The organism is Abiotrophia defectiva ATCC 49176 (assembly GCF_000160075.2).
Lineage (GTDB): Bacteria > Bacillota > Bacilli > Lactobacillales > Aerococcaceae > Abiotrophia > Abiotrophia defectiva.
This window is the reverse complement of sequence record NZ_KI535340.1, coordinates 585,366-605,234: the sequence shown is the minus strand read 5'-3', so window position 1 is coordinate 605,234 and position 19,869 is coordinate 585,366. Positions and strand designations below refer to the sequence as shown.

The 19,869-nt window shown below is 48.6% G+C and carries 16 protein-coding genes and 1 pseudogene; 10 read left to right on the top strand and 7 right to left on the bottom strand.

The features are described from left to right. Nucleotides 1-10: 10 nt before the first annotated feature. Nucleotides 11-613: a hypothetical protein gene (locus GCWU000182_RS02710; protein ID WP_023391208.1), complete on the bottom strand. Its 603-nt coding sequence runs from the start codon at nt 611-613 to the stop codon at nt 11-13. Between the two features lie 90 nt (nt 614-703). On the opposite strand from GCWU000182_RS02710, the pseudogene GCWU000182_RS02705 reads away from it, so the two are divergent. Then, a pseudogene (locus GCWU000182_RS02705) lies at nt 704-928 on the top strand (beta-galactosidase small subunit-related protein); the annotation flags it as partial. Between the two features lie 78 nt (nt 929-1,006). On the opposite strand, the gene GCWU000182_RS02700 reads toward GCWU000182_RS02705, so the two are convergent. The 4 genes from GCWU000182_RS02700 to GCWU000182_RS02685 form a co-directional block, all read right to left on the bottom strand. Then, on the bottom strand, nt 1,007-1,609 hold the full coding sequence (locus tag GCWU000182_RS02700; protein WP_023391206.1) for a hypothetical protein: 603 nt from the start codon (nt 1,607-1,609) through the stop codon (nt 1,007-1,009). Between the two features lie 16 nt (nt 1,610-1,625). Further along, complete coding sequence (locus tag GCWU000182_RS02695) at nt 1,626-2,222, bottom strand: hypothetical protein (RefSeq protein ID WP_023391205.1); 597 nt, start codon at nt 2,220-2,222, stop codon at nt 1,626-1,628. A 95-nt stretch (nt 2,223-2,317) separates the two neighbouring features. Beyond that, nucleotides 2,318-2,905, bottom strand: coding sequence for a serine O-acetyltransferase EpsC (gene epsC, locus GCWU000182_RS02690; protein ID WP_023391204.1), 588 nt, complete (start codon nt 2,903-2,905; stop codon nt 2,318-2,320). Further along, a complete protein-coding gene (locus GCWU000182_RS02685; protein ID WP_035363955.1) occupies nt 2,905-3,813 on the bottom strand; it encodes a PLP-dependent cysteine synthase family protein in 909 nt (302 codons plus the stop codon). Before GCWU000182_RS02685 ends, epsC begins: the two co-directional genes overlap by 1 nt. Nucleotides 3,814-4,019: 206 nt before the next feature. Between GCWU000182_RS02685 and pcrA the strand changes: the two genes are divergently transcribed. From pcrA to GCWU000182_RS02650, 7 genes are all read left to right on the top strand, one after another. Then, nucleotides 4,020-6,401: a DNA helicase PcrA gene (gene pcrA / locus GCWU000182_RS02680; protein WP_035363954.1), complete on the top strand. Its 2,382-nt coding sequence runs from the start codon at nt 4,020-4,022 to the stop codon at nt 6,399-6,401. A 199-nt stretch (nt 6,402-6,600) separates the two neighbouring features. Further along, nucleotides 6,601-8,610 (top strand): NAD-dependent DNA ligase LigA, encoded by a 2,010-nt coding sequence (gene ligA / locus GCWU000182_RS02675; RefSeq protein WP_246269778.1) that lies wholly within the window; start codon nt 6,601-6,603, stop codon nt 8,608-8,610. Between the two features lie 14 nt (nt 8,611-8,624). After that, on the top strand, nt 8,625-9,860 hold the full coding sequence (locus GCWU000182_RS02670; protein WP_023391200.1) for a CamS family sex pheromone protein: 1,236 nt from the start codon (nt 8,625-8,627) through the stop codon (nt 9,858-9,860). A 59-nt stretch (nt 9,861-9,919) separates the two neighbouring features. Then, nucleotides 9,920-10,216: an Asp-tRNA(Asn)/Glu-tRNA(Gln) amidotransferase subunit GatC gene (gene gatC, locus GCWU000182_RS02665; RefSeq protein ID WP_023391199.1), complete on the top strand. Its 297-nt coding sequence runs from the start codon at nt 9,920-9,922 to the stop codon at nt 10,214-10,216. A gap of 1 nt (nt 10,217) precedes the next feature. After that, nucleotides 10,218-11,684, top strand: coding sequence for an Asp-tRNA(Asn)/Glu-tRNA(Gln) amidotransferase subunit GatA (gene gatA, locus GCWU000182_RS02660; protein WP_023391198.1), 1,467 nt, complete (start codon nt 10,218-10,220; stop codon nt 11,682-11,684). 9 nt (nt 11,685-11,693) lie between these two features. Beyond that, on the top strand, nt 11,694-13,127 hold the full coding sequence (gene gatB / locus GCWU000182_RS02655; protein ID WP_023391197.1) for an Asp-tRNA(Asn)/Glu-tRNA(Gln) amidotransferase subunit GatB: 1,434 nt from the start codon (nt 11,694-11,696) through the stop codon (nt 13,125-13,127). Nucleotides 13,128-13,172: 45 nt separating this feature from the next. Then, complete coding sequence (locus GCWU000182_RS02650) at nt 13,173-14,552, top strand: L,D-transpeptidase family protein (RefSeq protein WP_023391196.1); 1,380 nt, start codon at nt 13,173-13,175, stop codon at nt 14,550-14,552. Between the two features lie 142 nt (nt 14,553-14,694). On the opposite strand, the gene GCWU000182_RS02645 is transcribed toward GCWU000182_RS02650, so the two are convergent. Both GCWU000182_RS02645 and GCWU000182_RS02640 read right to left on the bottom strand, forming a co-directional pair. Then, the gene (locus GCWU000182_RS02645) at nt 14,695-15,912 is read right to left on the bottom strand and encodes a D-alanyl-D-alanine carboxypeptidase family protein (RefSeq protein WP_023391195.1); all 1,218 of its coding nucleotides are present in this window, start codon (nt 15,910-15,912) and stop codon (nt 14,695-14,697) included. Nucleotides 15,913-16,013: 101 nt separating this feature from the next. Then, complete coding sequence (locus tag GCWU000182_RS02640) at nt 16,014-16,313, bottom strand: hypothetical protein (RefSeq protein WP_023391194.1); 300 nt, start codon at nt 16,311-16,313, stop codon at nt 16,014-16,016. Nucleotides 16,314-16,465: 152 nt separating this feature from the next. Here GCWU000182_RS02640 and GCWU000182_RS02635 point away from each other — a divergent pair, with 152 nt between their 5' ends. Then, a complete protein-coding gene (locus GCWU000182_RS02635; RefSeq protein WP_023391193.1) occupies nt 16,466-17,446 on the top strand; it encodes an aromatic acid exporter family protein in 981 nt (326 codons plus the stop codon). A 360-nt stretch (nt 17,447-17,806) separates the two neighbouring features. Beyond that, the gene (gene thrS, locus GCWU000182_RS02630; protein WP_023391192.1) at nt 17,807-19,750 is read left to right on the top strand and encodes a threonine--tRNA ligase; all 1,944 of its coding nucleotides are present in this window, start codon (nt 17,807-17,809) and stop codon (nt 19,748-19,750) included. The last annotated feature ends 119 nt before the right edge of the window (nt 19,751-19,869 follow it).

The following is a 19,869-nucleotide window of genomic DNA, read 5'->3' as shown; positions in this document are numbered from 1 at the left end:
CCTCCTTGATTTACTTATCTGAGATGGCATCTTCAAAACGAAGACTTGGTTTGACTTGCAGCAGATAGCGGAAGAGTTCAATGAGATTGTCGTATTTTTGCTGACTGACAGTCCCGATATCTAAAGAATTCATTTCTTGATCGCCTTCTCTCATGTAGAGGAAGAAGAGGTGATTGGATGAGACACGTGGAGCATCTTTCATACGTTCAATTTTCACACCGATTAAGCTTAAATCTTCGATTTGGTAGTCAATGAAGCCGTTTTCGATATAGAAGAGGGTATCGCGGTAGACATAGAATTGGTTGAGTGGATCCACAAAACTAGCTTGGTCCGTTAGCAGGGAGAGGTTGTCCCGCAATTCAGGGTAGCGTTGGTAGGTCGCTTCGTAGCGTGCCTTGGTTTCCCGTCTGATTTTGAAAGCCATGAAAATGAGGCTGATGCCCATAGGGATAAGGAACAGGCCAGCAATACTATACAAGATAAGGTAAGCCAAAGCCATGTCCTGACGATTGATTGCACTAGGAATATTGAGAACAGCCCAAAGGCCTATGAGGGTGCAGAGAATCCCGTATGGCAAAGATGTGAACATTTCGTGGTTATTATTTTGTTTCATTGAAAACCTCCTAAGATAGTCTTTGATTTATTATAGCATAAGGTTAGGTTTCTTGTCTTTGATTGCCAATCCAACCAGACCCCAGAGAGTTCGGGACTTAACTTCAGTCTATCGCCTTATAGTGCGCAGACCTTGAGCCAGACTAGCCACCACGATCAATTGCCGGAGCCATCAGGCTATTATCTCAACCTGGATTTAGCCCAAAGTGGTCTAGGAACCAACTCCTGTGGACCTGCCTTGCCAGATGCCTATCGCATCACAGGACCTAGCTTGTCCTGTCGCTGGACCATGGCCTGGCGGCCCTTGGACAACTAAGTCTCAAACAAGAAATCCAGGGCGCTTGTCCCTGGATTTTATAAAAATAAGGCTAAGTTCTTTACTTAGCTTTTAAGTTTATTCAAAGTCTTTGACCATCGCCTTGTAGAAATCGTGGTTGTAAATAACGAAAAGGTCATACTGTGGTTTATCAGGCTTTTTCTCATCCTGACCGAGGTGGTGGCCACTTAGGATAAGGCCAAAATCCTTAGTCTCGACAAAGACCTTATCGACAGGTGAAGGTTCCCGATTAAGCAGTCGCTCCATTTGGGCTTCAGGTTTGACTCCGAGACCTGCCATGCGTTGGCGGATGGTGTCGGCATCTAGCTTGGCCATAGCGAAGGCTAGCACCTTGTTATCGGGAGTTGATAGGAGCACTGCTTCAGGACCGAAGCGGTGGATGGTGTACTTGAAGTCGCTATTAGCTAGTTGAGATTCTTTGCTATCTGTTACTTCCCATTTGAAGAGTTGAGCGAGATTGTCAAGAGTCTTCTTAGCATCCTTGAGGTCTAAGGCTTCCTTCAGTTTAGGAGTCAACTCGTTGCTAGCAGCTTCTAGGCTTTCGTAAGAAGTTTGACTTGAGCCAGACTGGCTAGACTCAGATGACGATTGGGCCAGTACGGGGCTAGTCGTTAAGACCAGACCGGCTGCTAATAGGCTAAGTTTCTTGAATAGAGACATATACTACCTCCTTGACTTACTTGTCTGAGATGGCATCTTCAAAACGAAGACTTGGTTTGACTTGCATCAGATAGCGGAAGAGTTCAATGAGATTGTCGTATTTTTGCTGACTGACAGTCCCCATATCTAAAGAATGCATTTCCTGCTCACCTTCTCTCATGTAGAGGAAGAAGAGGTGGTTGGATGAGACATGTGGGCCGTCTTTCATGCGTTCAATCTTTACACCGATTAGGCTTAACTCTTCGATTTGGTAGTCAATGAAGCCGTTATTGATATAGAAGAGGGTATCGCGGTAGACATAGAATTGGTTGAGTGGGTCCACAAAGCTAGCTTGCTCCGTCAGCAAGGAGAGGTTGTCACGCAATTCAGGGTAGCGTTGGTAGGTCGCTTCGTAGCGTGCCTTGGTTTCCCGTCTGCTTTTGAAAGCCAGGAAAATGAAGCTGATGCCCATAGGGATAAAGAGTAGGCCAAAGATACTAGATATGATAATGCCGACCTGATCCTGTTTATTGATTGCACTCGGGATATTGAGAACAGCCCAAAGACCCATGAGGATGAAGAAAATCCCGAATGGTAAGGCTGTGAACATCGCATGATTATTATTCTGTTTCATTGAAAACCTCCTAAGATAGTCTTTGCCTTATTATAGCATAAGACAAGTTTCTTGTCTTTGATTGCCAATCCAAAAAAGAGGCTGAGACACTTGTCTCAGCCTTTAGCCTTTGGCTCTGAAACAGAGCTAGTAGAAGTCTTGTAGAAAGGCTCAATTTGGTCCTGCCCCGGGTACTTAATCCAGGCGGGTGCTTCGTATACAATAGAACCTGCAGGCACATCTTGCTTGATGACGACATTACAGCCGATTTTGGCTCCTTGGCCGATTGTGACATTGCCCAGAATCTTGGTGCCCGCTCCTATCAGGACATGGTCTTCAACCGTGGGGTGGCGTTTGACGGGGTCTAACTTGGTCCCACCGAGGGTCACACCCTGATAGAGGGTGACATCCTTGCCAACTATGGCCGTCTCGCCAATGACGATGCCCATGCCATGGTCCATAAAGAGGCCAGGACCAATTTTGGCACCGGGATGAATTTCAATACCGGTCACGCGACGGGCGCGTTTGGCTAGAAGTCTAGCTAGGAGTGGATGGCCCTTGACATAGAGCGCATGGGCAATGTAGTGATAGTTAAGAGCCTTAATATGTGGATAGGTCCAGAAGACCATCCAAGGCGACTTGGCAGCTGGGTCAAGGGCCATGACGCGTTGAATATTATAGGAAAGTCGTTGCCAGAAAGACATTAAACTTGGACGTAGTTCCCACCTTCAAAGTCCAAGACGGAGAGATATTTCTCTACGCCATCAGGTAAGATGGTCACAATTTTTTTGTCAGGATATTGGGCAGCTAATTTCTTAGCCCCGGCCAAGGCTGCACCAGACGAAATACCGACCCCAATACCAGTCGTCCGGATAAAGTCTTTGGCTTCAGCGAAGGCTTCGTCATTGCTGATAGTTAGGACTTGGTTGGCTAATTCAGGTTTGAAGTTACCTGGCAGGAAGCCGGTCCCAATCCCTTGAATCTTATGGGCGCCGGCCCGGCCTTGGCTGATAACAGGTGAATCTTCTGGTTCTAAGGCCACTGCTAAGACGCCAGGTTTGTGTTCATTCAAGTATTCCACGACCCCTGTGAAGGTACCGCCAGTCCCGATCCCTGCGACAAAAATATCTAGGTCTGGCACTTGTTCTAGGATTTCCTTACCTGTAGTTTGGTGGTGGTAAGCTGGATTAGCTGGGTTATCGAATTGGCTCAAAATAATAGCGTTTGGATAGCGGCTCTTGATTTCTTCTGCCTTAGCGATGGCTGCCTTCATGCCGCCTTCTTTTGGAGTCAAGACTAATTGAGCTCCGTAGGCCTTGATAAGTTGGCGACGCTCCACGCTAAAGCTTTCAGGCATGATGACAACTGCCTTGAGACCCAAGACAGAGGCCAGAAGGGCGACTGCAATCCCAGTGTTGCCAGAACTTGGCTCAACAAAGATGGTTTCAGGCGTTACTGCACCTGCTGCTTGAGCTGCTTGAATCATACCCAGAACGGCACGATCTTTGACGCTACCACCCAAGTTGTACTTCTCGAGTTTGACATAGATATTACTGTTGTCTAATTGATAGACAGGGGTATTGCCGATAAATTCTAATGATGTTTGGGACATATAGTTCAACTCCTTCATATTTGGCTGTCATCAGCCGACTTATTGTTGATAAGTATAACACAGTTTGGTATGTCTGGCGCGGGTTTAGGGCTATTTTGGCTATCTTAATTTCATATAACCAGCTATAGTTTTTGACTTGAAAGGTGAGTTTAGTCTCAGGATTTGTTATAATGGGAGTTGAGATTTAGAAGATGGAGGTTGGGCATGTGACGGCGCTAGATACGTTGATTAAAGGCTTAAATTCAAAACAAAGAGAGGCGGTTCTGACCACGGAAGGGCCTGTCCTGATTGCAGCCGGAGCAGGAAGTGGTAAGACGCGGGTTTTAACTCATCGTATCGCCTACCTGATTCAGGAGCGCCAAGTCAATCCTTGGAATATCCTGGCCATTACCTTCACCAATAAAGCAGCAGCCGAGATGAGAGAAAGGGTCCAACGTCTAGTGGGGGAAGAGGCTTCTTCTATTTGGGTGGCTACCTTCCACGCCATGTGTGCCCGCATTCTGCGTCGGGAAATCGAGACGCTGGGCTATGCCAAGAACTTTACCATTATTGACCAGGGCGAGCAGCAGACCCTGATGAAGCAGGTCTTGCGGGACTTGAACTTGGACAGTGACCAGTATAACTATAAGGACTTGCTCTGGGTCATTGATGCGGCTAAGAACCAAGGCTATTTGCCGGATGATTTCTTAGCTTCTGATAGTGGCTATATTCATGAAATTCATGCCAATATCTACCGTAATTATCAGAAGCGACTCAAGGCCGCCAATGCCCTGGACTTTAACGACCTGATTTTGCTGACTGTGCGACTACTCGAACAGAATCCGACCATCCGCCAGTTCTATCAGCAGAAATTCCAATATATCCATGTAGATGAGTACCAAGATACCAACCACAGTCAATATCGCCTGGTTCAACTCCTGGCGGGGTTGCTTAAGAATATTTGCGTGGTGGGGGATGCCGACCAATCTATCTATGGTTGGCGAGGAGCCAATATGGCTAATATCCTTAACTTCGAGCAGGACTACCCTCAAGCTAAGGTGATCTTGCTAGAACAGAATTACCGTTCAACTCAAACTATTCTTAAGGCCGCTAACAGTGTGATTGAAAATAACCTCCAGCGTAAGGATAAGCAACTCTGGAGTGACGGCCAAGTAGGGGAAAAGATTCAAATCTACTCTGCTGACAGTGACTTGGAAGAAGCAGATTTTGTGACGCGGACTATCCGGCATTTGCGGGACCAAGAAGGCGCCAACTATAGCCAAGTAGCCGTGCTCTATCGGACTCAGGCCCAATCACGGGGGCTAGAAGAAGCCCTCTTGCGGTCCAATATGCCCTACAAGGTAGTAGGGGGACTTAAGTTCTATGCTCGCAAGGAAATCCAGGACACTTTGGCTTATCTGCGGCTTTTGGACAACCCACATGACAACCTCAGCCTTAACCGAATCATTAATGTGCCTAAGCGGGGGATTGGGGCAACAACGGTGACCAAGTTGGCTGAATTCGCGGATTCCCTGGGGGTCTCCTGGTTTGAGGCCATTGGGCGCCTGCATTTCTCCAATTTCTCAGCCAGTGTTCAGAAAAAGCTGCTGGACTTTGCTCACTTGATTGAAACCCTGCGCCAGCAAGTGCCTTTCTTACCACTCCGGGACTTAACGGAAGAAGTTTGGGATAAGACGGGTTACCTTAAGTCGCTTAAGGAAGAAGGGACGGTCGAGGCGGCCAACCGCTTGGAGAACTTGGAAGAATTTGCCTCAGTCGTCACCCAGTTTGACCAAACGGAGCGGGAGGCGATCTTGGAACAAGATCCTGATTATTTGGCTCAGACTCAGGGCCAGGAAGAAGTGGCTTTGGCGCCACTGACCCAATTTTTAACTGATGTCTCCCTTATGACCGATGCAGACAATCAGGAAGAGGCCTTAGATCAGGTGACCCTTATGACCCTACATGCAGCCAAGGGTTTGGAATTTCCTTATGTCTTTATGGTAGGCATGGAAGAGGGACTCTTCCCACTGCGTCGGGCTAGTGAGAATCCTGACGAGCTAGAAGAAGAGCGACGTCTGGCCTATGTGGGCATGACCCGGGCTGAACGCGCCCTCTATCTGACTGCTAGTAAGCGACGCCTACAATATGGCCGGACGGTGACCAATCCACCTAGTCGATTTTTAGATGAAATCCAACCTGATTTAGTCGAGTGGTTAGGTTCTGGCCGTCAATCAAGCGCCTACGGCCAAAGCAGCTGGAAGCAGACCTGGTCTGATAGCTCTTCTTGGACGGGCTTGCATCATCAGCCAACCGCCAATGTCGCGCCTAGTCGGACCATTCGTAAGCAAGAAGCGGGTGACCGTCGCCTTAAGAATCAAGCGGCCCTTCGTCATAAGGGGCCAGTAGCTGGGGCTAGCACTTCCGCAAGTGGAGCAGGCCAGACTTGGCAAGTCGGGGATAAGGTCCTTCACAAGACCTTCGGCCAGGGCACCATCGTTAAGGTGGCTAAGGCTGGCAAAGACCAACTACTGAGCGTGGCCTTTGCCTCGCAAGGCATTAAGGATTTGATGGCAGCCTATGCCCCTTTGACTAAGGCAAATGAATAAAATAAGCCAAGCTGAGACTGAAGTCTCAGCTTTTTTTGTATGACTGACGTCCTTGATGGTGGCCAAGCCACAAGGGCATATTGCACTTTTGTAAAAAGTTCGCATTTTCCGAGAAAAATTCGCTCAAATGCGCTATAATGTAGAGTAGGGTAGTGGGCCCATGGCTCACTAGCTGACCTGGATATGAAGGAGAATGAAAATGCCAAGCCAAAACCTTCAGGCACGCCTTGAAGAAGTCAAGCACTTATTAAATGACTATGCCTACCATTACTATGTTCTAGACCAATCCCTGGTCAGTGACGCAAGCTACGATGCCCTCTATCGGGAACTGGAAGAAATTGAAGCGGCGCATCCAGAGTGGATTACGCCGGATTCGCCTACCCAACGGGTCGGAGACCAGCTCTTAGAAGGCTTTAGTAAAGTGGCTCACGCAGAATCCATGTATAGTCTAGGCAATGCCTTCAGTCCGGAAGAAGTGACACAATTTATTGAGCGGGTGACCCAACAAGTCGAGGGCCCTGTCTCCTTCATGTGTGAATGTAAAATTGATGGCTTAGCCATTGCCCTTACCTACCAGGATGGTGTCTTTGTGCGTGGCGCCACGCGGGGGGATGGGACAATTGGCGAAGACATCACCCAGAATCTTCGTACCATTCGCTCCTTGCCTCTACGTCTAAGACAAAATCTGTCAGTAGAAGTGCGTGGTGAATGTTACATGCCAAAGGCTGTTTTCCTTGCACTTAACGAGGAACGCGAAGCCCAAGGCCAAGAAATCTTTAAGAATCCCCGCAATGCGGCGGCGGGCGGCTTACGTCAGTTAGACCCGCGCGCGGTGGCCGACCGCCAACTCAATATCTTCCTCTACAGTGCAGTCTATACAGATGAATTCCATCCAGAGAGCCAGGCCGGTCTCTTTGCGGCCTTTGAGCAATTGGGCTTACGGACCAATCCGCTCAGACGCGAATGTCAGACGGCTGAAGAAGTGATTGACTATATCCAAATGATTGGCCAGCAGCGCCATGACTTACCTTATGAGATTGATGGCGTGGTTATCAAGGTTAACCACATTGACCAACAACAGGCCTTAGGCTTTACGGTCAAAGCACCACGCTGGGCTATAGCCTATAAATTCCCGGCTGAAGAAGCAGTGACCACCCTACGTGAGGTGGAATGGACCGTGGGGCGGACGGGTGTCGTGACACCAACTGCCATTATGGATCCCGTGCCGTTGGCGGGGACAACGGTCCAACGTGCTAGTCTCCACAATGTGGACTTGATTGAGAGCCTGGATGTGCGGATTGGAGACCAAGTCACGATTCATAAGGCGGGCGACATTATTCCTGAGATTACCTCAGTGCTTTTAGCCAAACGGCCCCAAGACAGTCAGCCCCTGGCCATTCCGACTCATTGTCCGGAATGTCAGACGGCCTTAGTACGTCAGGGTGAAGAAGTGGCTTTACGCTGTCCTAACCTGGTCTGTCCGGCCCAACGCCTAGCCCTCTTGAGCCACTTTGTCTCACGGGGTGCCATGAACATACAGGGCTTGGGACCGCGCATTCTCAACCAACTAGTCGCTAGTCAGGCAGTCACAGAATTGGATGATCTCTATCGTTTGAGCCTAGAGGACCTCTTAAGTTTGGATAAAATACAAGAAAAATCCGCCCAGAAATTACTGGCTGCTATTGAAGCCAGTAAGTCCAACTCCGCTGAGCGCCTGCTCTTCGGTTTGGGCATTCGACATGTGGGCGCCAAGGCGGCGCGCTTAGTCTTGCAAGTCTTTGGTGATTTGAATAGATTAAGCCAGGCGACTGCCGAGGAAATTGGGGCCATTGAAGGAGTCGGGCCAATTATCAGCCAGTCTCTAGTGCAATATCTGACCTTGGAATCCAGTCAAGCCATGCTTAAACGCCTGGCAGAGGCAGGCGTTAACTTGACCTATCAGGGGCCGCAGCCTCTTGAAGTGGCGCAAGGTGAGACAGCCAATGATTTCTGGTTAGGCAAAACGGTTGTCCTGACCGGGACCATGGAAAGCTACTCACGTTCTGAAGCCAAGGAGCTCTTAGAAGCGCGGGGAGCTAAGGTCACCGGTAGTGTCTCTAAGAAGACCGATTATTTGGTGGCCGGGCAGGAAGCCGGAAGCAAATTAAGCAAGGCGGAGTCCTTGGGTGTGACTATCCTTGACGAAGCCAGTTTCTTAGCAAATCTATAAAAAGTGGTGAAAATATGAAAAATAAATGGCAGAAGGGACTGACCCTCGCGGCAGTCAGTCTGACCCTGGCAGGGTGTCTTAACAACCTAGAAGCCGAAAATACCAAAAAACCAGTGGTCGGACCTAACCAGGTGGTGGTTCAGACCACTCAGAACCAGCTGTCTAGTGAGAATTACCGGGCAGTTATCAGCAATGGTCGCTACCAATTAGGGGTGGCCAGCAGCTCTGACAGCAACCTTAGTTCCGCCGGTAATATCCGTGCCTTTGAAGAAGGGCTCCTACGGATCGCCAAAGGCGTCTTTCCAACCAACCAATATTTCTTGCAGGAAGGAACCTTGATTAATCTGGAGACCATGACCCGTTGGACGGGCCGTGAATCAGATGATAACCCAGAAGGGCTCAATCCTCGTTTGCCCGATGATGCCGAGCAACAGCGTAAGGCTGAAAGCACCATTTCGGCGCAAAGTAGTGAGTCAAGCCAGGAAGAATCGTCTAGTGCTGAATCAAGTTCCAATGATCAGGTAATTACGGATGCGGCTGCAACGCCAATTTACCTAGCCCAAATCATGGAAAAAGACATCATGGTGGAAACTAATGATGGCTACTCCCTATCAGGGATCGTCATCGGTTTGGCCATGAATAGTGAATATCAATATACCGACTCCAATAACGTTGTTCACCGCCAAGAAATCTCGATTGGGGAAATGCGTGAACGGGGTAAAGCATACGCCAACACCATCGTAGGTCGTTTGCGGGCAACTCCTGAATTGCGTTCCGTGCCAATCTCTGTGGCTATTTTCAGCCAAGCACCTGCAAGTAACGTGGTAGGTGGGACCTTCGTCCTAGACGGGATTTCGCGTGAGGGGAATGCGGTAACCGATTGGACTGAGCATAACGAAAGCCGGGCTCTCCTGCCATTTGTAGGGATCAACCAAGGTAGTAACGACCAGTACCCAGGTTTTGAAGAATTCCGGACCAAGGTCAGCGACTTCTTCCCTAAACTAAATGGGATTACGGCTGAAGCCCTCAATATCAACGGCAGCCTAGCTTCGCTTAAGATTAATATCGTAACCCAGTTTTATGATTTAACCGAAATTACCGCCCTGACCCAGCATGTGACAGATGTCGCCCAGAATACCTTCCCTGAAGGTCTGGACCTGCAAGTGCGGATTGAGTCATCAGAAGGGACCGAGGCCGTCATTACCAAGCCGGCGGGCAGCAACCAGTATCAATCGCAAATCCTAAAATAAGGTCCGCTCGTGCCTCTATCAACTAGCAAATAAAGTCAGTATCAGAAAGGAAGAATCGCATGGTCCAACCAGCCGATATCAAACACGTCGCCAAATTGGCGAAACTCTCATTCGATGATAGCAAGATTGATGCCTTTACCGAGGAATTCAATGCTATTATCGACTTTGTTGAGCAACTCGAACAAGTGGATACCCAAGGGGTCGCACCGACTTACCATGGCAACCAACTCCTCAATGTCTTCCGTGAAGACAAGGCCCAAGCAGGGGTTGAGCGGGAGCTATTATTAGCTAATGTTAAAACTAGCAAGGATGGCTTCATTCAAGTACCAGCCATCATGGAAAGTGAGGAAGCCTAAGATGACCCAATATCCAACGACAATCTTAGCCATGAAAGAAGGCCTAGCAGCCGGTAAATTTACATCCCAAGACTTAGTGCGGGCGGCTTTCGAACGTATTGAAGCGACAGATGCACAAGTGGCAGCCTTCTTGGCCCTCAACAAAGACTTGGCCCTAGCAGCCGCAGCTCAAGCGGATGCGCGTGGCTACGGGGCGGATGCGCCAATCCTCAACGGGATTCCGATCGGGGTTAAAGATAATATCGTAACCAAGGGCTTGGTAACCACTGCTGCCAGCCGCATGCTGGAAGACTTCGTGCCAACTTATGATGCGACGGTCGTAGAAAAACTCCACCAAGCCGGTGCCATCATTGTAGGGAAACTCAACATGGACGAGTTTGCCATGGGGGCTAGCTGTGAACGCTCGGCCTTCAAGACGACGCGTAACCCTTGGGACTTGAATCGCGTACCAGGTGGGTCATCTGGTGGTTCTGCGGCAGCCGTAGCAGCTCGCCAAGTGCCAGCCAGCTTAGGGACCGACACTGGGGGGAGTATCCGCCAACCGGCTGCCTTTACTGGTTTAGTGGGGATGAAGCCAACCTACGGTTTGGTTTCTCGTTATGGCCTTATCGCCTTTGGTTCTAGTTTAGACCAAATTGGGCCAATGACCTTAACGGTTGCAGATAACGCCTTGGTCTTAGAAGCCATTGCCGGTCATGATGCCAAGGATTCAACTTCCTTGCCTGAAATTGATACTAACTATAGTGCGAAGATTGGCCAACCGTTAGCTGGCCTGAAGATTGGTTTCCCAGTGGATTATCGCTCAGAAGCCATCAACCAAGAAATTCGCGAGCGCATGGACCAAGCCGCTGCCTACTTCGAAAGCCAAGGAGCAGAAATCGTGGAGATTTCCTTGCCGCACTCTAAGTATGGGATCAATGTCTACTATATTATAGCCTCTTCAGAAGCCTCTTCTAACTTACAACGCTTTGACGGGATTCGCTATGGCTACCGTTCGCAAAGCGCGCAAACCCTGGAAGAAGTCTATGTGCAATCACGGACGGAAGGTTTCGGGCCAGAAGTACAACGCCGGATTATGTTAGGGACCTTCAGCTTGAGCTCAGGTTACTATGATGCCTACTTCAAGAAGGCGGCCCAAGTTCGGACCTTGATTATCCAAGACTTCGAGCAAGCCTTCCAAGCCTGTGATGTTATCATGGGGCCTGCGACCACCTCAACGGCCTTTGAAATCGGAGGTCGGATTCAAGACCCAATTGAAATGTATGTGGCTGACCTCTTGACCGTTCCAGCCAATCTGGCCGGGCTACCAGCCTTGTCAGTGCCAGCTGGTTTAGACCAAGCAGGGCTTCCTATCGGCTTGCAACTCATGGCTAAGCCATTGGATGAAGCGACCATCTATCAAGTGGCTGCTAACTTCGAAGCCGGACATGACTATGTCAACCAATCCCCACGGGCAGCCGTAGAATAGGAGACCGCTATGAATTTTGAAACGATTATCGGACTTGAAGTCCACGTGGAATTGAAGACTGATTCCAAGATGTTCAGCCCATCGCCTGCACATTTCGGGGCCGAACCTAACACCAACACCAACGAAATCGACTGGGGTTACCCTGGTGTCTTGCCAGTAGTTAATAAACGGGCCATTGAATTTGGTATGCGAGCAGCTTTAGCGCTTAACTGCCAAATCGCGCCTGAAATGAAGTTCGACCGCAAGAACTACTTCTACCCAGATAACCCTAAGGCCTACCAAATTTCTCAATTTGATACGCCAATCGGGTTAAATGGTTACATTGACATTGAAGTCGATGGCCAAACCAAGCGTATTCGCATCGAGCGTCTACACTTGGAAGAAGACGCGGGTAAGAACACCCATGCTAGTGATGGCTATTCTTATGTCGACCTTAACCGTCAAGGGACTCCTCTGATTGAGATTGTCTCTGAAGCGGACATTCGCTCACCGGAAGAAGCCTATGCTTACTTGGAAGCTTTGCGCGAGAAAATCATGTATACTGAAGTTTCTGATGTTAAGATGGAAGAAGGGTCTATGCGTTGCGATGCCAACATTTCCCTCCGTCCTTATGGGCAAGAAGCTTTCGGGACTAAGACTGAGCTCAAGAACCTCAACTCCTTCAACTTCGTTAAGAAGGGCTTGGCTTACGAAGAGAAACGTCAAGCCCAAGTGCTCTTAGCGGGTGGTAAGATTGGGCAAGAAACTCGTCGTTACGATGAAGCGACTGGGAAGACCTTGCTCATGCGGGTTAAGGAAGGGTCTGCAGACTACCGCTACTTCCCTGAACCAGACCTACCTTGGATTACTATTGCACTTGAATGGGTAGAAGCTGTAAAATCTACCATTCCTGAAATGCCAGATAGCCGTCGGGCACGCTATATCAAGGAATTCGGTCTACCTGCCTATGACGCCATGGTCTTGACCTTGACCAAGGAAATGTCAGATTTCTTCCAGGCTACTGTGGCAGAAGGCGCAGATCCAAAACAAGCCTCTAACTGGCTCATGGGTGAAGTGTCGGCTTACTTGAACAGTGCCAAAACTACCTTATCAGGGACTCAATTGACGCCACACAACCTAGCGCAAATGATTCGTTTGATTGAATCAGGGACCATTTCTTCTAAGATTGCTAAGCAACTCTTCAAGATTCTGGTGACTGAGGGTGGCGATGCGGATGTCATTGTCCAAGAACGTGGCATGGCCCAAATTAGCGACCCAGCGCAAATCCAAGCCATTATTGATCAAGTCTTGGAGGCCAACCAAGCCTCTGTCGAAGACTATCGTAACGGGAAAGACCGAGCTGTTGGCTTCTTAGTCGGTCAAATTATGAAGGTATCTAAAGGGCAAGCCAACCCACAAGTCGTCAACCAATTGTTGATTAAGACTTTACAAACCTTCATCTAAACGTATAATAGAGAGTAACGATAATTTTAGATAGGGGATTTGCCAATGAAACGCTTTTTGAAATACAGCATGATTCTTCTGGGTTTATTAGCAGTAGCCTATATCGGGGGCTTGATCTTCTTCCTAGATCGCTTCACCTTCGGTAGCTACTTTGGAGATATTCCGCTTATGGGCTTAACTCAGGCCCAAGCCCAAGAAAAGATTGCTGAAGAACTTGGCAAGCGCCAAATTAACTTGCAAGAGAATGGGAAAACTACTGCCCAAGTGACCTTGGCTGAATTATCACCAAGTTATGACTTGGATAAGGCGGTGGGTCAACTCTTCAACCAGCAAGATCCAGTGATGTGGCCCTTAAGCTTTGGTAGTCACCAAGATGTTAAGGTAGACTCCAACATGGTCCATGTAGATAAAACCAAGGCAGCTCAAGTCTTGGTAGCCAAAGGCATTGACAATAGTCAACGCCAAGCGGCGACAGATGCTAGCATCGAATATAGTGAAGCAGATGGCTACCAAGTGAAGCCGGACGTGACAGGGACTCAGGTTGATACCGATAGCCTGGCTCAAGACATGTTAGTTGCGGCCACACAAGAAAAGAACAGTGTGGATGTCAGCCAGGCTTATGCCAAGGCAGCGATTCAAGCTGATAGCGACACCATGAAATCTGCACTTGGTTTAATTAAGCAATATAGTGAGAACCCAATCGTCCTTCAGATTGCCGGCGATGATGTTCAAATTCCGACCAAGACCATTGAATCTTGGATGCACTTTGACGAAAATAACCAAGTCAGCTTCGACCGCGAAGCCATTAAGGCTTACGTTCAAGGTTTGAATGAAAAATATTCTACCTATAATAAGACACGTGAATTCAAGTCTACCTTACGCGGGATAGTTGAAGTGCCGCCAGGCATTATGGGCTGGGGTATTGAAGTCGACCAAGAAGTTGACAAATTGGAACAAGAACTACTGGCTCATCAACCAGTTAAGCGTGAACCTGCCGTTAACTCAACTGGTGGCGTACCTAACGCCAAGGATGATATCGGCCCAACCTACGTGGAAGTCGATATCGCCAACCAAACCATGTTCCTCTATAAGGATCACAAGAAAATCTTGGAAGCTCCTGTGGTTACAGGTCAACCAGCAGCTGAAACAGTTCCTGGGGCAGGGGCCATCATTGAGAAGCTTTCTGGGACCCGACTCAAGGGTTACAACCAGTTCTACCGGGTAGACTACTCTGTACCAGTTAACTACTGGATGCGTTTCGATGATAAATCCCAAGGGATTCACGACGCACCATGGCAAAGCCAATTTGGTGGTGATGTCTGGACCTACAGTGGTTCCTTAGGCTGTGTCAACTCACCACTTGATGCAGCAGCAACCATCTATGAAAACGTAGAGTACGGTACACCTGTTATCGTCTTTAACTAAAAGCAAGAAAACGAGACCCTTAGGTCTCGTTTTTTTAGTGATTGTCGCAAAAGAAACTTCCCATTATATCATATATGATATAATGGGAAGTTTTATTGTATTAAAAAAACCAGCTGAGCGCTGGTCTCAGCCGGTATAAGTCTTAATTAAAGATCCCAAAGATACTACGCATAAAGTTAGTGAATGGGTTGTTGCGGCGGTTAGGAAGACTTTCAACATTTTCTTCTTTGTTGCTACCCGCTGCTTGGGCCTTGCTTGCGGCTTCTTCAGAAGCGGCTTTGGCAGCTTGAGCTTCCTTCTCTGCTTGAGTTGGCAAGAGGTTGGTAGCCAAGCCTTCTAATTGATAGAGGTCAGGATGCTTGTTCAAGCCATCCAAGAGAATCTTGGTTTCTTCATAAGAAGAGTAAGGTTCTTGAACCCCCATGACAACGGCAATCATCTTACGGCCATTTTCAGTCGTGGTGGTGACGAAGCATTTGCCGGCTTCATCTGTATAACCTGACTTCAGCCCCGTTACGCCTGGGCGGCCATATTGAGCCCCTTCAAGCAACAAGTTGTTGTTGGCCATTTTAATTGGATGGTCACTGTCTTTGGCCATGGTGTATTCACGGGCAGAAGACAGTTCTAAGATTTGTGGATACTTTTCAGTGATGTATTGGGCCATTAAGGCAACATCAGCTGCTGACATCTTGTTTTGGCTGTCCTTGGTTGAGCCTTCAATCCAGTAGCTTTCTGGTAGGTACTTGTTAGGCGCCCCAGAAGTGGTGTAGAACTCATAGTTCTCAATCCCCCATTCATCGAGTTGGCGACGAATGGCAGCAACAGCTTCTTGTTCAGAACCGTAGATGTGAGACATCAGAAGGGTAGTCGCATCGTTACCAGATGCTAACATAATCCCGTATAAGAGGTCCTGGACGGTGTATTCTGCATCGGTCACTAGACCAGCATTAGATAATTCCGCATTATCGGTGAAATCACGGACAATGGCTTCAGGTACCTTAATCTTATCGTCTAGTTTAATTTTGCCTTCCTCGATGGCTTTGTAGGTCAAGTAAACTGACATAATTTTGGACATGGAAGCAATTGGGTAAGGCTTATTCCCTTCACGTTCCATCAAGACCTTGTGGGTATCTTGGTCAATCACGACATAAGAACGGGTATCTTCGGTTAAGCTATTCAATTCCTCAGGGTAGCCACTCGGCATGGTGAAGCTAGATGCTTGGCTAGCTTGACTTTGGCTAAAATCCTTAGTTAAGTCTGGGGTTTTCTTTAGCTCTTGGGCCATAATAGGGCTAGCTAAACCTAGTAGGGTGGTGCTCGCTAGAGTGAGTAAAACGAGCTTAGTATGTAACTTGGTCATCGAGTCTAATCCTCCTGTTATTTGGACCTATATAGTCATTGTATCAGAAAAAAGAACCTTATGCCAATAAATTTAGCCTATATTTCGTATTAGGCAGGCATTTAGAAGAGTTCTTCCGGGGCACTACCGGCTTCCAAGGCAGCCAGATTGGCTGGATCCAGGTGGATGAGGGCCTGGATTTGGCCTTGCCCATCTAGGCCTAGCACGGCTAAGCCGTCTTGGCTACCTTCAAAGGCAAGTTGAGCTTGCCAACCAGCCTGGCTCATGTAGGTCATAAGCCTTTGAGACCAGTATTGACGGCGGGCCAAGTAGCGTTCAACTTCCTGTCGGGGAATCCAGTAATTGTCAATTAGCACAGTGGCTGCTAGGCGGAAACCCTTGGTAAGCTTGGGGTTAGGCATGGATATGGCTCCTTTTCGGGGTGTACTTTCATAGTATAGCTAATAATTGCGAAGATTTTGTGAAGATAGCTAAAATACTAGTGGGGATTGTTATTTTTCAGCGCAGATGGTATAACAATAGAAGAAAAAGATAAGAGAAGGGAGGGGGCGCCATGTCCCTGCCATTGCGAACTGCTAAATATACCCTAGCTGTCTTAGCGGCGGCGCTGACCGCTCAGGCGCTAGGGCTCTTGAATCCGATGACGGCTGGCGTTATTGCCCTTTTGAGCTTGTCGGATACGCGCCGGACCACACTCAAGTTGGCCCAAGAGCGTCTAGTGTCCATGGTATTGGCCTTGGCTCTGGCTTGGTTGCTCTTTGCTGGTCTGGGCTTTAATTTGCTGAGCCTAGCCCTCTTCCTGGTCATCTATGTGCCCCTTAGCTATCGGCTCCAGCTCATGTCGGGTCTGGTGGCTAGCACGGTTCTCGTCACCCAACTCTTAGGTTGGCAGTCGCTAGCTACCTCCTATTGGCTCAATCAAGTGGGGCTCTTTGCCATCGGGGCAGGGCTAGCCCTAGCCTTTAATAGCTATATGCCTTCCAAAGAAGACCTGATTCTGGCCCACAGGGAGCGCATCGAAGAACAGTTACGCCAACTGCTTTTGACTATTCATGATTCCTTGCGCCAGCCCCAAGCTAGAAAAGAAACGGACTTAGCCGCCTTAGCGGCCCTTAACCAGGAACTGGAGGCGGCCCTGACCACGGTATTGGCTGATCGTGACAACCGCCTCTTCAAGCAGACCAATTATGATGTCCACTATGTTGAAATGCGCCAGGCTCAGGCCCAGCTTTTGGAGCAGATGATGACCACCTTGCCAGACTGTTTCTTAGAGAGCGAAGAAAGCAAGGTCTTGGCCGGTATTTTCTATCTGACGGCCAGTCAGTTGGAAACGGCCAATCCAGGCACTTATCTTATGGCTGATATTCAGGCCTTGCTAGCTTATTATCGGGAGCGACCTTTGCCAGTCAGCCGACAGGAGTTCGAGAATCGGGCCCGCCTCTTCCAACTCTTGAATGACCTGAGTCGCTTTATCGCCCTTAAGGTATCCTTCTACCAGACCTATGCCCAAGATTGGCAGACGGGACAGGATTAGGGCTTGAATTCTTCAAGCAAAAGTGGTATAACATATCTAGAATCTTAATCGAGAGTGAAGCCATGAGTGGCTAGACGCGTTGACAAGAGAGGGATGGGTTGGTGCAACATCCTGGCGCTATAGTTGCTTACCTCTTCACTGATTCTTGGCCTAAGGGCAATAACTAGCCTGTTAAGTCAAGACGGTCGCTCCCGTTACCAGCACCAAGAGGCTTTTGCCAGTGGCAGAAGCAAATTTGGGTGGAACCACGTTATCAACGTCCCATTGACTCTGTGTCGCAATACCAGAGTCAATGGGATTTTTCTTTCCAATGATTAAGACTGTCGACCAAGCACTATTATCCAATGAGGAGGAACTATTATGTCTCAAATCGCCTTAACTTTCCCTGACGGCAGTGTCCGTCACTATGACAAGGGTGTCACTGTCGATCAAGTGGCTGCTAGCATCGGCTCTTCTTTAGCCAAAGCAACCCTAGCCGGCAAATTCCAAGGTCAATTGGTGGACCACGACCGTCCTTTGGAAGCTGACGGGGCCATCGAAATCATCACTGACAAGAGCCCAGAAGCCTTAGAAATTATGCGTCACTCAACCGCCCACTTGATGGCTCACGCCTTAACTCGCCTCTATCCTGGTATTCATTTTGGGGTAGGGCCTGCCATTGAATCAGGTTTCTACTACGATACTGACAAGGAAGTCCAATTAACTGAAGACGACCTGCCTGCAGTTGAGAAGGAAATGAAGAAAATCATCAGCCAGAACTACCCAATTGTAAGACGGGAAGTATCTCGAGCTGAGGCTCTCGAACTCTTCAAGCACGACCCTTATAAGGTGGAATTGATCACAGACCTACCAGCAGATGAAGTCATCACTGTCTACCAACAAGAAGACTTTACTGACCTCTGCCGTGGGATTCACGTACCATCAACAGGCAAGATTAAGGTCTTCAAGCTGCTTAGCTTGGCTGGGGCTTACTGGCGTGGTAACTCTGATAATAAGATGATGCAACGGGTTTACGGGACAGCCTTCTTCAAGCAGGCTGACCTAGATGAATTCTTGCGTCTACGCCAAGAAGCTAAGGAACGTGACCACCGTAAATTAGGGAAAGAACTGGGTATCTTCATGGTATCTAAGGAAGTAGGTTCTGGTTTACCATTCTGGTTACCAAAAGGGGCAACCATCCGTCGTGTGATTGAACGTTATATCATGGATAAGGAAATCAGCTTGGGCTATGACCACGTTTATACCCCAATCATGGCCAAGGTAGACCTCTATCAAACATCTGGCCACTGGGCTCACTACAAGGACGACATGTTCCCACCAATGGACATGGGCGACGGCGAGATGCTGGTCTTACGGCCAATGAACTGCCCACACCACATGATGATTTATAAGAATGACATCCATTCCTACCGCGAATTGCCAATCCGGATTGCGGAATTAGGTATGATGCACCGTTATGAGAAATCAGGGGCCCTATCTGGTTTGCAACGGGTTCGTGAAATGACCCTGAACGACGCCCATATCTTCGTGCGTCCTGACCAAATCAAGGAAGAATTCATCCGCGTGTTAGACTTGATTAAGGCGGTTTACCACGACTTTGGGATTACAGACTACCGCTTCCGTCTCAGCTACCGTGACCCAGAGAACAAAGAGAAATACTTTGACGATGATGCGATGTGGGAAAAGGCGCAAGCCATGCTTAAGGAAGCCATGGATGAGTTGGGCTTAGACTACTTCGAGGCCATCGGGGAAGCAGCCTTCTACGGTCCTAAATTGGACATCCAATTCAAGACTGCCATTGGTCTGGAAGAAACCATGTCCACCATTCAGTTGGACTTCCTCTTGCCAGAACGCTTCGACCTCACTTATGTTGGGGAAGATGGTCAAGATAACCACCGTCCAGTGGTCATCCACCGTGGGGTTGTGTCTACCATGGAACGTTTTGTGGCCTACTTAATCGAAGAGTACAAGGGAGCCTTCCCAACTTGGTTGGCACCCGTTCAAGTGGCCCTCTTGCCAGTTAGCCTAGAGGCGCACAGTGACCGCGTTCAAGAAATCTATGAAGACTTGAAGGCTAAAGGTTTCCGAGTGGATATGGACTTGCGTAATGAGAAGTTGGGTTACAAGATTCGCTCCGCTCAAACAGCTAAGATTCCTTACCAAATTGTTATTGGGGACCAAGAAGTGTCTGAAGGCACGGTTAACGTCCGCCACTACGGTTCTGCCAAGTCTGAAAGCTACAGCTATGACGACTTTGTCCGCCTCTTAAGTGAGGACGTCGCTAACAAGAGCCGTCTTAACTAATAGAATTGAATCGAAAAGGGCTAGAAACTGCCTACCGTCCTAGGGGACGAGGCAGAATCTAGCCTTTTGGCTTTTTATCACAGGCAAGGCAAGCACAACTTGTGTCTGATAGAGCACGT